The organism is Halobacillus litoralis (assembly GCF_020171725.1).
In the GTDB taxonomy this organism is placed as follows: Bacteria; Bacillota; Bacilli; order Bacillales; family Halobacillaceae; genus Halobacillus; species Halobacillus litoralis_F.
This window is the reverse complement of record NZ_JAIVAJ010000001.1, coordinates 619,086-633,458: the sequence shown is the minus strand read 5'-3', so window position 1 is coordinate 633,458 and position 14,373 is coordinate 619,086. Positions and strand designations below refer to the sequence as shown.

Below are 14,373 nucleotides of genomic sequence, written 5' to 3'. Positions count from 1 at the left end.
TCTCTTTCAAATGAGGAAGAGGGCTTTTGTTATGGACTACGCTTCCATTTAAATTGTGTGGACGAGACGTGGTAAAATGATAGAATAGAGATTTTCGTGAAGAGAGAGGAGTCGTTCGGATGAGCATGCGCTTATTAGTCGGGCGATCGGGTGCTGGGAAGAGCATCCGGTGTCTGGATGAAATAGAAAAGAAATTGAAACAAAACCCACAAGGAAAGCCTATTTTGTATATCGTCCCGGACCAAATGACCTTCCAGCAGGAATATGCCCTGCTGAAAAGAGAAGGATTGGAAGGATCGATCCGGGCACAGGTGTTTAGCTTTTCACGCCTTTCTTGGCGGGTACTTCAGGAAACAGGTGGAGGTACCAAGAAGTTTATCAGCTCAACTGGTGTACAAATGATGTTGAGAAAGATTGTGGAGGAGCGGACATCCGATTGGCAGGTTTTTCAGAAGGCGATTGAGAAACAAGGCTTTATCGAACAGTTGGAAGGCATGATTACAGAATTCAAGAGATACCGAATTGAACCGGAGGATCTTCATGCACAGAAGCAAGTATTGGATCAGTTTGTTCATAAAACGAGTCAGGAGGAAGGGTTGAGTGACAAGCTGGATGATCTTACGTACATTTATGACCGCCTGGTGGATGCGCTTCGTGGAACGTACATAGATAGTGAAGATCAACTTCAGCTTTTGGCTGAGAAGATTCCGCTTGCCTCCTTTTTGGAAGGGGCTGAGGTTTACATCGACGGATTCCACAGCTTCACTCCTCAGGAGATCGTCGTCATTGAAGCGCTGCTGAAGCAGGTGGATAAAGTTCATATTACATTGACTGCGGAAGCGCCAGATCAGGGTGTGAACCCTGAGCTTGATCTGTTTCATGAAACGAAAGAAACGTTTTTGACATTAAAAGAGACAGCCCGCGAAGCCGGTGTGGAAGTCGAAGAAGTCGAACAGTTGGATCATACGAGCGGCCGTTTCAAAGATCGACCGGCTTTTCAGCATATCGAAGCTTATTTCGATGAGCGGCCAGCCCCTGTTTTTGAGGGAGAAGCCCCTATTCAGATTGCAGAAGCCGTTCACCCTCGCGCAGAGGTAGAAGGTGTTGCACAGGAAATGCTGCGCCTCGTGCGTGAAGAAGGGTACCGATATAAAGATATGGCGATTCTCATGCGTGAACCGGACGTCTATCATAGTTTGATTGAGACGTTGTTCGATGATTATGATATTCCAGTTTTCATAGATGAAAAGCGGACGATGTTGAATCATCCGATGATCGAACTGATCCGCTCAAGCTTGGATGTCGTGGAAGGAAACTTTCGTTATGACGCCGTATTCCGTTTGTTGAAAACCGGGTTCATACCGAAAACAGATTCCCGCTATCCACTTCATGAAGATGCGATTGATGAACTTGAAAATTACGTGCTCGAATACGGAATTCGCTCAAGAAGCCAATGGTTCTCTGATGGGGATTGGATTTATCAGCGGTTCCGCGGCTTTGAGCAGGCTTCCCAGACGGATGAAGAGAAAGAGAAACAGAGAAGAATCAACGCATACCGTCAGCAAGTGAGGAACGCTCTTGAGGCCTTTGACCATGACATACGGAATGTGAAGACGATTGAAGAGAAAGCGCGTGTCATATATAAATGGCTCGAACATCTAAGGGTGCCTGAGCAGTTGGAGAAGTGGCGCAACCATTACGATGAAAGTGGTCGAATTGAGAGGGGACGTGAGCAGGAACAGGTATGGGATGCGTTTCTGCAGCTTCTGGATGAGATGGTGGAAATGGCTGGAGAGGATGCGATGTCTCTTCAAGTATTCCGCAATACGATGGAGAGCGGTCTTGAAGCTTTGACATTCGCTCACGTACCGCCAAGTATGGACCATGTCGTTGTGGGAAGCGTGGACCGCTCCAGAATGACTGGCGTCAAGGTCGGCTTCCTGATTGGAGTCAACGACGGCATGTGGCCGATGAAGCCACCAAGTGACGGCATGATTTCAGAACAGGAGCGTGCTCTCCTGGCTGAGCATGGGCTGAAGCTTGCCGATGGAAGTAACCGTCAGCTTTTGGATGATCGTTTTTATGTTTATTTAGCGATGACGATGCCGAAGGACCGTCTCTGGCTCAGCTATCCACTGAGTAATGAAGAAGGGAAGTCCAAGCTGCCAGCGCCGATCATTCAGCGTGTTGAAGAATGGTTCCCCCATTGCAGAGAACACGTATTACTACAGGACCCTGATGACTTACATGAAGCACGGCGTTTTATTACGAATCCGACCAAAACACGCTCTGCCTTGACCTCACAGCTTGCCCGCTATTTGAAAGGCTACGCGATGGATCCGGTATGGTGGGGTGTCTTGAATTGGTACATCAACAAAGAGAAGCCGAACCAGCTGACCAATCGTGTGCTGCAAAGTCTGTTTTATCAAAACAAACCATCAGACCTTTCGGAGGATACGACAAAGCAGATGTTCCCGAAACAAGTGAAAACGAGCGTCTCCAGGCTTGAGACGTATCATCGTTGCTCCTATCAATACTTCGCGAGGCACAGCCTAGGTCTCGAGGAGAGAAAAACATACAAGCTGGATGCACCGGATATCGGTCAGCTCTTTCATGAAGCGTTGAAGCAGATTACGGAATGGGTGCAGGGAGAAGGGCGCAACTTCGCTCAGTTGAACAGGATGGATTCTGATCGATACGCAGAGCAGGCGACGCTTGAACTGGCTCCCATCCTTCAAAATCAAATTTTGAAAAGCTCGAACCGTTATCAATACATCCAAAACAAACTGCAGCGTGTCATTGCGAGGGCGACGTTTGTTCTGAGTGAACAGGCAAGGCAGAGTCATTTCTCCCCTGTAGGGTTGGAACTTGGCTTTGGTATGGGGGAAAAAGGAGAACTTCCTCCTCTTAGTCTGGATCTTCCGAATGGCTATGAGCTGATGCTGAGGGGCCGGATTGACCGTGTAGACCGTGCCTTGTCAGATGAAGAGTTGTATTTACGGATTGTAGACTATAAATCCAGTGCGAAGGGGCTTAGTCTGTTAGAGGTTTATTATGGTTTATCCTTGCAGATGCTTGCGTATTTAGATGTCGTTCTCTCGAATGCAGAGCAGTGGCTGGGCACAACGGCCTCTCCTGCGGGCGTTCTTTACTTCCACGTACACAACCCGATGATTACAGGCAAGCAGATGCTCAAGGATCAGGAAATCGAGGAAGAGATTTTGAAGAAGTTCAAAATGCAGGGACTCCTGCTTGAGAATGAACGGATCGTCCAAATGATGGATACAGGACTTGAAAAAGGACAGAGTCAAATCATTCCAGCAGGGCTGAAGGCGAATGGCGGATTTTATAAAAGCTCGAAAACGGCCGATCAGGAACGCTTCCAGCAGATGAACCGCTACGTCCGTAAATTGATGCAGGATGCAGGTACGACCATCACGAACGGGCAGATCAAGCTCAACCCTTATCAGGAGAAGCAGCAGGTGGCCTGCGGTTTCTGCCCTTACCGATCGGTGTGTCAGTTCGATCCGACACTTGAAGAAAATGAATACCGCAAGTTGCAGGACATGAAAGATGAAGAAATATTGAAACGAATGATGGATGGAGAGGAGGAGCCGAAATGGTAAGTTGGACAAAAGAACAGGAGCGTGCCATCTATTCGCACGGCTCAGACATTCTCGTAGCCGCTGCGGCAGGATCAGGGAAGACGGCGGTTCTTGTGGAGCGGATTATTCAGAAGCTGCTACACAGGGAAAACCCGGTGGATATCGATTCCCTGCTCGTCGTAACCTTTACAAATGCCGCAGCTCAAGAAATGAGAAACCGAGTAGGTCAGGCCCTTGCCAAAGCCCTTGAGGAGGACCCCGGTTCTCATCACTTAAAAAAGCAGCTCTCGTTAATCCAGAACGCTTCCATTTCGACGCTGCACTCGTTTTGTATGGAAGTGGTCAGGCGGAATGCTTACACACTCGATATCGACCCTGGATTTCGAATTGCCGATACGGTGGAGTCCGATCTGATTCAGCAGGAAGTATTGGAAGAGTTGTTTGAGGATTGGTACGGAAGAGAAGGGGAGGAACAGCAGCGTTTCTTTGACGTCGTCGAACGGTTCTCAAGTGACCGAAGTGACTTGGACGTTGAGAAGCTGGTGCTTGACCTTTACACCTTCGCAACTCAGAACCCTTGGCCGGACGCATGGTTGGACGAGATGGTCGCCATGTACGACGTAGCGAAGGTGGAAGGGGAAGAAGAGCTTACGTGGTTGAATCTTCTCAAACAGGAAGTCGACAGTCAGTTGAAAGCGTTGGAAGCTGACATCGGCAAGTTTCTGGAGCTGACAAGAGAGCCGGATGGTCCATACACGTACGCAGAAACGGCAGACTCAGACCTTGAGATGGTCAAACAGGCGAAAGGAGCCCTTGCCGTTTCTTGGGAAGAACTGCAAACGTATATGTCAGGAGCCAAGTTCGCTTCGCTGTCGCGTAAAAAGATGGAATGCGACGAGACGAAGAAAGAGAAGGCGAAGAAGATACGCGACCGGTACAAAAAGCGTTGGAACGAAATGAAAGACGAATGGTTTAACCGCTCGCTAACGAGTTACCTGAAGGACATGCATGAGCTTCACCCAGTGCTGAAACAGCTTGCGGTCCTTGTGAAAGACTTCAAGGATCGTTATGAAAAAATGAAGAAAGAAAAAGCGATCGTCGACTTTTCTGATTTGGAGCACTACTGCCTTCAAATCTTACTCGATGAACAATCAACGCCTGACAACCCCGTGCCGTCAAGTGTAGCAGAAGGATTTCACAAGCAATTTTCAGAGGTGTTGATTGACGAATACCAGGATACAAACTTGGTACAGGAGACGCTTCTACGCCTCTTGACAGACAGCGAGCAGGCGGGGCATCTGTTCATGGTGGGAGATGTGAAGCAGAGTATTTACCGCTTCCGTCATGCTGAGCCTTCGTTGTTTTTGAACAAGTATAAAGATTATGGACAGCAGGCGGCTCTTGGAGAGCGCATCGATCTTGCACGAAACTTCCGGAGTCGTAAACAAGTACTTGATGCAACCAACTATATCTTCCGCCAGGTGCTCGATGAAGAAGTTGGGGAGATGGAGTACGAAAAAGAGGCAGAGTTGATTTACAGCAACACGATTTACGATGAGCTTACGTCGAGTGATGCGAAAGCTGAATTACTGCTGATCGACCGTGAGTCGAAAGAAGAAGAGGACGAGAATGAAGAGTATAAAGATTTAGAGAAAGCTCAGCTTGAAGCTCGTGCCTACGGTAGGAAGATTCAGGAGTGGCTTGGGAATGAAGGGACCGCTCCAATGGAAGTCGTCGATAAGGAAACCGGTACGAAGAGACCGATTCAATATCGGGATATCGTCATTTTGATGAGGTCGATGACCTGGGCCTCCACCATTGTTGATGAGCTGAAGCAGCAAGGGATTCCGGTTTATGCCGAGCTTTCGACAGGGTACTTCGAAGCCATTGAAATCAAGGTGATGCTGAGCCTGCTTAAGGTGATCGATAATCCTATGCAGGACATCCCACTTGCTTCTGTTCTGAAGTCACCAATTGTCGGGTTGAATGAAGACGAGTTGGCGAAGCTGAGGTTGTCGAAGAGAAAAGGGACGTATTATGAAGCGTTGCTTGCCTATGCTGAAAGAGACGAACTCGGCCAAAAGGTAGATGAATTCACATCGATGCTGAAGAGCTTCCGTGAGCGTGCACGTCAAGGCGCACTGTCCGAGCTGATCTGGGATGTATTCCGGGAAACCGGGTACTACGATTTTGTCGGAGGGATGCCTGGTGGACGACAGCGTCAGGCGAACCTTCGAGCTTTATACGACCGGGCGAGATCTTACGAATCGACGACCTTCAGAGGATTGTTCCGTTTTCTTCGCTTTATCGAGCGGATGGAAGAGCGGGGAGACGACTTGGGAGCGGCAAGAGCTCTTGGAGAACAGGAAGACGTCGTCCGCATCATGACGATACACAAGAGTAAAGGACTTGAGTTTCCTGCTGTGATCCTCGGAGCGATGGACAAGCAATTCAATATGATGGACTTGAAAAACCGCTATTTGCTTCATAAAGATTATGGATTTGGAACAAGATATATCAACCCCGAAAAACGGTTGATGTACCCCACCTTGGCTTATCATGCTCTAAAGCAGGCGAAGCGGCGGGAAATGCTCGCAGAAGAAATGCGAGTCCTGTACGTTGCCTTGACGAGAGCCAAAGAGAAGCTTGTGATGATCGGAAATGTAGCCTCTTTTGAGAAAAAACAAGAAAAATGGCTGTCCTTCATTGAAGAAGAGAACTGGGTACTCCCCCCTCACGATCGATTGGATGCCAAGTCCTACTTGGATTGGGTCGGACCTGCATTGATCCGTCATGAGCACACGGCTGATCTTCGCGGAGGAATTGATGTCACCACGGCTGATGAGATTTACAAAGATGAATCAGAGTGGCACGTATCGATTGCCCACGGCAGTGAGTTCGCCATTCTGGATGAACAGATCGAACAGCGTGATGCCAACCTCCAGAAGGCCGTTCACCAATGGGAGCTGGTCGAGGTTGAGAATGCTGAGGAGGAAGTTGTGAGCCGTTTGGACTTTACGTATCCGTATGAAAAGGCGGCTACAACGAGAGCTAAGCAGACGGTGACAGAGATTAAGCGTCAAAGGGAGACGAAGGACGAATACTCCAGTGACCAACTTCTTGTGCCTTATCGTGCTCCGATCGTGAAGCGTCCAAGATTCATGCAAGAGAACAAACAGCTGACCGGTGCAGAAAAAGGGAGTGCCATGCACACCGTCATGCAGCACATCCCTTTAAGTACAAGCTGGATGGCATCGGATGTGGAAGAGTTTGTAGAGGAACTAGTGGAGAAAGAGCTGCTCACTCGTGATGAAGCGGATGTCATCGATCATGATGCCATCGCCGCTTTCTTTGAAACAACGGTAGGGGAACTCGTACAGAAAGCAGAGCTCGTCGAACGGGAAGTGCCGTTCAGTATGACGCTCCCTGCGGGGGAAGTCTATAAGGACTGGACGGGAAATGCAGAAGAGCGGGTATTCATCCAAGGGGTGATCGATGCCATGATTCCTTATAAAGATGGATGGATGATCATGGATTATAAATCCGATGCGGTGACTAAGGATCCTGAAGTCTTTTCTGAACAGATGAAACAGCGCTATGGTACACAACTTCGTCTCTATACGACAGCGCTCGAAAAAATCTGGAAGCAGCCCGTCTATCGAAGTTGTTTATACTTTTTCAACGGACCGCTTGTTGTGGAGGTAGAACGTGATGGAGGAGACATGTGAATTATGTAAGAGATCTCCGCTTAAAACGACGGAGCACCACTTAATACCGAGAGAGTTCGGTGGAGTGGAGGGACCGACGGCCTGGCTTTGCGGTGCATGTCACCGTCAGATTCATGCGCTGTTTACAAATGCTGAATTAGCAGCGTTTTACCATACGCTTGAGCGCTTAGCCGATCACCCGGACATGATCAAGTACCTTTGCTGGGTGAAGAAACAGGACCCGGAGAAGCGGATCACAACTCGCAAATCGAATAGGAAGAAAAGATAGCTCCACTGCAAACAGGACGACATGAAGATGTCGTCCTGTTTCAGGCTGTCGAGAAAGTCCTATCGGTTCTCATAAAGTTTGAAAAGCGGTGTTGGCGAAACAACTCGCTTTCCGTGGGCGTCCGCTGAGTCTCCTCGCTCCCTTCGGTCGCTGTGGGGTCTCATCTGTACTCTGCTCCCACAGGAGTCTCGCTGTTTCGCCAACACCTTTATGAAGGGGAGACGGAACCTCTTATGCTATCATCTGGAAAAGACGATGATTACTCTGAATCGTCTCTACTTATCGCCGCTCGGTTCTGGACCCATTGTTATGGCAAAGTGGGGTGGAAAATAGCGAGACTACAGCGGGATGCACGGACAACGGCGAGATCGAACCCAAAGGAACAAGGATGTTCGAACTAAAACCGCCAAGTCGTTTGGCAACGTCGAACGACCCAACGTCCTGTTGGGCCGCCGCCGGAAAGCGAGTTATTTTCCACCCCACGCTCCACTATATCTCATCCAGAACCTTTCTCAACAACCAGATACAGGACGACATGATGATGTCGTCCTGTTTTTATTTAGTGAAAGATCATGCATTGGCTGTGACGTTTTGGTCATTGATATCAGGATCGAATGGATTGGTGGAACTGACCCCGTTATTTGTAATAATCCAGTTGCCGGTGTTTAACGCTCCTGAACCGGCGTTGGTCTTTCCTGTACTTTTAGGTGATAAGTAAAACGAATCACCGAAGTTGACGACACCACCGCCAACACTGTTGATGCTGACAGGGCCAACAATTGCTGGCATATAACATCCTCCTTTACAGGACTTGGTCCATACTCTCAAGCTATGCGTCGCCTAGAAGGTTGGTTCTTCATCAAGGCGCCTGATGTGTTTTGTTCTCGCTATACTGTGCACATGACCGGTTCCGCCAACTTGAATAACGCCAGAGGTAGAGGCGCTAAAGACATCTAAAGCATCAACGTATATAGGTTGGTTCGAATAAAAGAAAGTTTCCACATTCACTGGAGGGAGAAATTCAGAGGGTTCAGCAGTAAATACATCAAAATTTTCAAAGGTGATGAGCTTATCCAGTCCTTCCGGTTGTTCGGCCTGGACAGCGACAACATTGGAAGAAGGTGTAAGGTAGTTCACATCTCCTATTAGGATACCAGAAGAGATGAGGGTCGAAATGACGTCAATTTCATTCAAGTACACCATTCTCTTCATCTACAGTCACCTCACCTCCACCAGAGAATTCTTCTTCACCAGGAAATGGGCCGATAATCAAAGATTCGGGCGGCGTATCAAAAAAAGACTGGAGACGGATGGTTTCGGTATCCCCGATGAGGAGCGTCGAGGAGGAGGTGACGCCTGTTACGTGGATGCGGCCTACTTGAAGACCATAGTTATGAACGATAAAGTTCACCGTTAATCATCTCCTTTTAAACTGTCAAAATAAGCAGCCATCGACCGCTGGATTTCCGTTTGGATTTGATGAAGCAGGGCGGTCTCGTCAGCATCAGGATTTTTTTCTTTGTACAGGTTGACTCTTTCGGGGAGTTGCCGCTTTACATCGGTAAGAACTCTTTCTTTATGTTCCTCGTTGATGGGAATATCGTGATCACGTGTATATTGGTTCATCCACATGGGAATGTCATTGGTCATATACTCCTGAAGGGAGTGGAGCATCGGCTTGGCGGGTTTTGGTTGTTGACTGCCGTATAAATCCGTCAGTTCTTGAACATCCGATCCATTCGGTGTTAGTCCAATTTGAAGCGTCCCTTCGAGCGTTTCGATTTTAAGTTGATCAAAATGGTATTCGATTTTCTCAATGACGGTTTGAGGTTTTTCATTCGAGGATAGGTCGTCAATTTGCTGTTGAAGTTGCTGAATCAGCTGCTGCTGGCGTTCAATCTGGTTCATCATCTGTTGAATATAAGACTGCCATCCATAGTAATTCAAATGAAATCCCTCCTTCACCACCAATTTATGCGAGAAGGTTCAGGACTATGTTAACGAGAGGGGGACAAGGGGAGCGGCTTCGGCTTCACCTGTCGAAATGGAGCCTCCAGCCGGTTGGGCAGGAGCGGCGGGTTCTGTGAAAGCGCCGGTATTGAAAAGGTCTGACTTCGCTTGAATGACCCCTGAGCTGCCAATTTGAACGATAGACGAGTTTGAAACAGATCCGATTCTCAGTATATTGATGTTGATGCATTGATGCACGGTCCATGCCATCGTCATCCCTCCTATGCATTATCCAATATCGATTGATCCATCACTTCTGAATCATTCACGTACGTGTTTGAACGTTGTATATCAATTTTAATCCCGGTCCCTGTATTGAAGGAACCCCCGCCAGCAAATGTTTTGACCCAGGCTTGAGGGGACATATTATACACGTCGCCGATGTTAAATATACTTGAAGAAGACAGCGTAATCACTTTAACGACCCCTACTTTAGCAGGCATAACAAAACTCCTTTATCCTATATTATGAAACTTAATTGTCATCATTACGGAATGGAAGTAAAATAAATACATATAGACAAAGGGGGAAGGAACAAAATGAAATCATCCGCAGCACCTGTGAAAGAATCAGAAAGGCTCGACTGGATCGATGCTGCACGAGGGCTCGCCATTCTTGGCATCTTCATGGTGAACGTGCCAGCCTTTAATGCACCATATTTCTTATATGGAGGAGCTGGGGAGTTCTGGCCTTCTTCAGTCAGCCAGGCGGTCCAGAGTTTTATCGATATATTTTTCCAAGCCAGCTTCTATACACTTTTTTCTTTGATGTTCGGATTTGGCATGCAGATGATGAAGGAACGTCTGGATGATCGCCAAGTCTCGTACCGTCCGATCATCTTCCGCCGGTTGATGGTTCTGATCGGCTTCGGTTTGATCCACGCTTTTCTGATTTGGCATGGCGATATCTTATTATCCTATGGAGTACTCGGCATGTTCCTGTTCTTCTTTTTCCGGGCAAAAGCTAAAACATTAGTCATCTGGGGAATCGGCATGTTGATGATGATTGTCGTACCGTTCACGCTTCTATTATATTCAGTCAGAGACATGATCGGGAATACGACCAACTACGCTGCAATCGAACAAGCAAGAGATAACTATGGAAATGGTGGAATCACGGACATTTGGCATCAGAACTGGGTGGACTGGAGTTATGCCAACAGCCCGGCCAACCTGCCTTTCCTCGCGCTCACTTTGATTCCTATGTTTCTATTCGGGATGGCAGTATGTAAGAAAAAGTGGCTGCATGCACCGAGTGAGCACCTTTCTGCTATCAAAACGACTTGGATCGTGACCGGTATTCTGTTTCTTCTGTTCAAAGCAGGTCCGTACATAGTTGGTAACCCTTCCTGGATGCAGATGATGCAGGACAACATTGGAGGATCCGCATCAGCGGTCTTTTATGTCCTGTCGATCACTCTTTTGTTCAGAACGGATACCGGGAAACGCCTCGCTTATCCACTGACTTGGGTAGGGAGGATGTCTCTTTCTAACTATATCTTCCAATCGATCGTCAGCTTCATTCTGTTCTACTCGGTTGGATTTGGACTTTACGGACAGGTTTCGCCGCTTTGGAGTTTCATACTGGTCATAGCCATCTATTCCTTGCAGGTTGTCTTAAGCAAGCTTTGGTTGAGCCAATATAAATACGGCCCTCTGGAGTGGTTATGGAGGACGTTAACCTACGGAAAGAAACAACCTTTGAAACGAAAATCAACAGTCGCATCCTAGAGGAGTGAAGCGTATGAATCGCAATCAAATCTCCAAAGAAAGCAGCAAGTGGGTCGTAGAAAAGATCATTACAGAGGACCAGCGACAACAGCTCTTGGAACGATACCCTAAGAGAAGGCATCAGCCTCTTCTTCTTACGTTCGCTGCCATTTTCATCGGGCTCAGCTTCCTGACGTTCATCGCGTCGAACTGGTCTGACATGGACGACCTTTTGAGAATGGGGTTGATTGTTTTCTTCCTCACAGCGTTCTATGTTTCTGGTGAACGAGTGTACGCTAAATATTCAAAACCGCTCGGCATCAGCTTTTTCCTTATCGCTCTTTTAATTTTTGGAGCAGGCATATTTTTAGTTGGACAAATGTACCACTACACGTCCTACAGCGCGTTTCCTTTTCTTATATGGAGTGTAGCAGCTTATGGGTTATTCTACTTGAGCAAAGAAAAAACGTTCTTTGTGGCGACAGTGATCATCCTTACAACAGGACAGATTTACAGTGGTTTCGTTTTTCAACAACTTCATTGGCTTTCTGCCGGCTTGTTCCTGATCGGGCTGGGGCTGTCTGTTTACAAAATGAAGGACACGATCCTGACAACGCTGTTCGGAGCTTCTTTCTTAATTCAGTCCCTCATCCTTGTCATGAGCGAAGACCTCCATTATTACTGGCTGATGGTTTTCTTCCTGGTGCTGTATTTGATCGATGATTTGGTTGTAAACAAAGGTCAGCTGCGTGTCTTTAAGACGATGAGTGTCACAGCTGTTTTCTTCCTACATGTCATCGGTGTTTTCCTTTTAGGGGAAGAGTGGATTTCGCGGGCAACAGAGTCAAGCTTTCTGTTCTTCTTAGTGTGGGCCGTTCTGTTTGTCGGCGCTGTCATCCGGGCGGCTCTAAGCTCGACAAACTATTACTGGGTGGACTTACTTCTATTTGTCCCAGTCTTTAAATTTGCCATAGGTGACGTGCTTTCTCTTGGAATCCTGTTCATCTACTCTCTGATTTGGCTCGTTTTCGGCTATCGAACAGAGGTCAGCCGGTGGGTCAACAAGGGAACAGCTGCGTTTCTGTTCACAACGTTTCTCGCATATTTCCAACTTGCATGGGACTCCATGAACCGCTCGCTATTCTTCCTACTCGGAGGACTTCTGCTGTTTATCCTCAGCTTCTTACTGGAGCGCAAGAGAAGAAGTGTCCATAAAGGAGGCGATGAGCAATGAAAAAGATTTGGATCTATTCTCTTCTAGCCTTACAAATCTTGTTTCTCGTACTCATGTCAGCAGGGTTCTACGCAATGGATTCGTTCGGAGAGACGATTAAGCTCAGGACGGCTCCTGTAGATCCAAGAGACCCGTTCTATGGTGATTACGTCATTTTAAATTATGAAGTGGAGAACTTCGCTTCCTCCAAGTGGGAGGGAGGAGAAAATATCGAACGAGGCGGGAAAGTAAACCTGTTAGTGGAGAGAGCGGAAGATGGGGTGTACCAATTGGTTAAGGCATCCGATGGTCCATTGGATGCTCAGGAAGCACAACTCGTATTGGATGCCCGGATGGAATGGCATGATCAGTATAACGAGACGTATCGCGTAGACCTTGGCATGGACCGTTATTATGTAGAGGAGAATACGGGAAGTGAATGGGAAGGGATGGACGATCGTATCGTAACGATTGTACTCGCTCCGTGGGGGCAGAAGAAAATTGCTTCGATTGAGTAAGAAAAGAGCCGTTCTGGATAGGTCCAGAACGGCTCTTTTTAAGGTTATGGTTTAAGAACTTCTTTAATTTGGTCGATTGCCCAGTCCAAGTCCTTTTGATCGATGACGAGGGGTGGTGCAAATCGGATGACATTCTGGTGGGTTTCTTTACAGAGCAGCCCTTTCTCCTTCAGTTCCTCGCAGTAGCCGCGTGCAGGCTCCGTCAACTCGACGCCGATAAACAGCCCTTTTCCGCGTACTTCTTTAATTTTCGGATTCTCTATGGAGCGGAGCTCGTTGATCATATAGTTTCCGAGTTCTAGAGAGCGCTCTGCCAGCTTTTCTTCCTCAATGACTTCCAATGAAGCGACCGAGACAGCGCAGGCAAGTGGATTACCACCGAATGTGGAACCGTGTGAGCCTGGGTTGAATACCCCTAACACGTCTTTGTTCGCTACGACACATGAAATCGGGAAGACACCTCCACCAAGCGCTTTGCCCAGAATCATCATATCCGGACTTACATCTTCCCAGTCACACGCGAACATTTTACCGCTTCTGCCGAGACCGGCCTGGATCTCATCAGCGATGAACAGCACGTTTTCTTTTTGACAGATGTCATAGGCTTCCTTCAGAAACCCTTCTGGAGGCATGACGATTCCTGCTTCTCCTTGAATCGGCTCGAGAAGGAATCCGGCTGTGTTTTCGTTGATCGCTTCTTTCAACGCTTCAGCATCTCCGTAAGGGATGATTTTGATACCAGGAAGCATCGGACCGAAGCCGCGCTTGTATTCGGTTTCAGAGGAAAGCGAAACGGCGGACATTGTACGGCCGTGGAAATTCCCCGTACAGGCAATGATTTCTGCTTGGTCTTCTGGAACCTTTTTCACATCATAAGCCCATCGGCGGACCGCTTTAATGGCCGTTTCAACAGCTTCAGCCCCTGTGTTCATCGGAAGAGCCATTTCCTTATTGGTAATCTTACAGATCTTCTCATACCATGGTCCGAGCTGATCATTATGGAAAGCGCGGGAGGTAAGAGTCACGCGTCCAGCCTGTTCCTGCAGAGCTTGAATGATCTTCGGGTGTCGGTGCCCCTGGTTCACAGCAGAGTAAGCACTCAACATATCCATGTAACGGTTTCCTTCAGGGTCTTCCACCCAAACCCCTTCCGCCTTGGAAATGACAATTGGCAGCGGGTGATAGTTTTTGGCACCAAATTCCTGGGTTTGATCAATGATGCTTTGACTTGTAAAAGCAGACATCGTATCCCTCCATTTCTTTTTTCTCCCTATATTATAACAGGTTTATTCTCAACTTTCCCATTAGTCAGATATTTTCAG

At 47.7% G+C, this 14,373-nt stretch carries 13 protein-coding genes; 6 read left to right on the top strand and 7 right to left on the bottom strand.

Going from position 1 to position 14,373, the window contains the following annotated elements:
- Nucleotides 1–119 precede the first annotated feature (119 nt).
- From addB to LCM20_RS03395, 3 genes are read left to right on the top strand one after another with little or no spacing between them, the layout of a single operon-like run.
- Nucleotides 120–3,626: a helicase-exonuclease AddAB subunit AddB gene (addB, locus tag LCM20_RS03405; RefSeq protein ID WP_225194018.1), complete on the top strand. Its 3,507-nt coding sequence runs from the start codon at nt 120–122 to the stop codon at nt 3,624–3,626.
- A complete protein-coding gene (gene addA, locus LCM20_RS03400; RefSeq protein ID WP_225194017.1) occupies nt 3,620–7,333 on the top strand; it encodes a helicase-exonuclease AddAB subunit AddA in 3,714 nt (1,237 codons plus the stop codon). Before addB ends, addA begins: the two co-directional genes overlap by 7 nt.
- The gene (locus LCM20_RS03395) at nt 7,317–7,601 is read left to right on the top strand and encodes an HNH endonuclease (RefSeq protein WP_225194016.1); all 285 of its coding nucleotides are present in this window, start codon (nt 7,317–7,319) and stop codon (nt 7,599–7,601) included. Before addA ends, LCM20_RS03395 begins: the two co-directional genes overlap by 17 nt.
- Before the next feature lie 570 nt (nt 7,602–8,171).
- Here the strand turns inward: LCM20_RS03395 and LCM20_RS03390 are convergent.
- Genes LCM20_RS03390 through LCM20_RS03365 form a run of 6 tightly spaced genes read right to left on the bottom strand, consistent with a single transcriptional unit; the run spans nt 8,172 to nt 10,054 of the window.
- Nucleotides 8,172–8,390: a spore germination protein gene (locus tag LCM20_RS03390; protein WP_225194015.1), complete on the bottom strand. Its 219-nt coding sequence runs from the start codon at nt 8,388–8,390 to the stop codon at nt 8,172–8,174.
- A 51-nt stretch (nt 8,391–8,441) separates the two neighbouring features.
- Entirely contained in the window at nt 8,442–8,795 is a 354-nt protein-coding gene (locus LCM20_RS03385) for a spore germination protein GerPE (RefSeq protein WP_225194014.1), read from the bottom strand.
- Nucleotides 8,788–9,012 carry a spore gernimation protein GerPD gene (locus LCM20_RS03380; protein WP_225194013.1) on the bottom strand — a complete coding sequence of 75 codons (225 nt, stop codon included), beginning with the start codon at nt 9,010–9,012 and terminating at the stop codon, nt 8,788–8,790. Before LCM20_RS03380 ends, LCM20_RS03385 begins: the two co-directional genes overlap by 8 nt.
- Nucleotides 9,013–9,014: 2 nt before the next feature.
- Nucleotides 9,015–9,548, bottom strand: a complete 534-nt coding sequence (gene gerPC / locus LCM20_RS03375) for a spore germination protein GerPC (RefSeq protein WP_225194012.1) — start codon at nt 9,546–9,548, stop codon at nt 9,015–9,017.
- Between the two features lie 45 nt (nt 9,549–9,593).
- Nucleotides 9,594–9,821 (bottom strand): spore germination protein GerPB, encoded by a 228-nt coding sequence (locus LCM20_RS03370; RefSeq protein ID WP_225194011.1) that lies wholly within the window; start codon nt 9,819–9,821, stop codon nt 9,594–9,596.
- An 11-nt stretch (nt 9,822–9,832) separates the two neighbouring features.
- On the bottom strand, nt 9,833–10,054 hold the full coding sequence (locus tag LCM20_RS03365; RefSeq protein WP_225194010.1) for a spore germination protein: 222 nt from the start codon (nt 10,052–10,054) through the stop codon (nt 9,833–9,835).
- A gap of 96 nt (nt 10,055–10,150) precedes the next feature.
- On the opposite strand from LCM20_RS03365, the gene LCM20_RS03360 reads away from it, so the two are divergent.
- The 3 genes from LCM20_RS03360 to LCM20_RS03350 are packed head-to-tail and all read left to right on the top strand — an operon-like array spanning nt 10,151 to nt 13,051.
- Nucleotides 10,151–11,341, top strand: coding sequence for a DUF418 domain-containing protein (locus LCM20_RS03360; RefSeq protein WP_225194009.1), 1,191 nt, complete (start codon nt 10,151–10,153; stop codon nt 11,339–11,341).
- Between the two features lie 13 nt (nt 11,342–11,354).
- The gene (locus LCM20_RS03355; RefSeq protein WP_225194008.1) at nt 11,355–12,554 is read left to right on the top strand and encodes a DUF2157 domain-containing protein; all 1,200 of its coding nucleotides are present in this window, start codon (nt 11,355–11,357) and stop codon (nt 12,552–12,554) included.
- Complete coding sequence (locus LCM20_RS03350; RefSeq protein ID WP_225194007.1) at nt 12,551–13,051, top strand: GDYXXLXY domain-containing protein; 501 nt, start codon at nt 12,551–12,553, stop codon at nt 13,049–13,051. Before LCM20_RS03355 ends, LCM20_RS03350 begins: the two co-directional genes overlap by 4 nt.
- A 44-nt stretch (nt 13,052–13,095) precedes the next feature.
- Here the strand turns inward: LCM20_RS03350 and LCM20_RS03345 are convergent, their stop codons facing one another.
- On the bottom strand, nt 13,096–14,295 hold the full coding sequence (locus LCM20_RS03345) for an ornithine--oxo-acid transaminase (protein WP_225194006.1): 1,200 nt from the start codon (nt 14,293–14,295) through the stop codon (nt 13,096–13,098).
- Nucleotides 14,296–14,373: the final 78 nt, after the last annotated feature.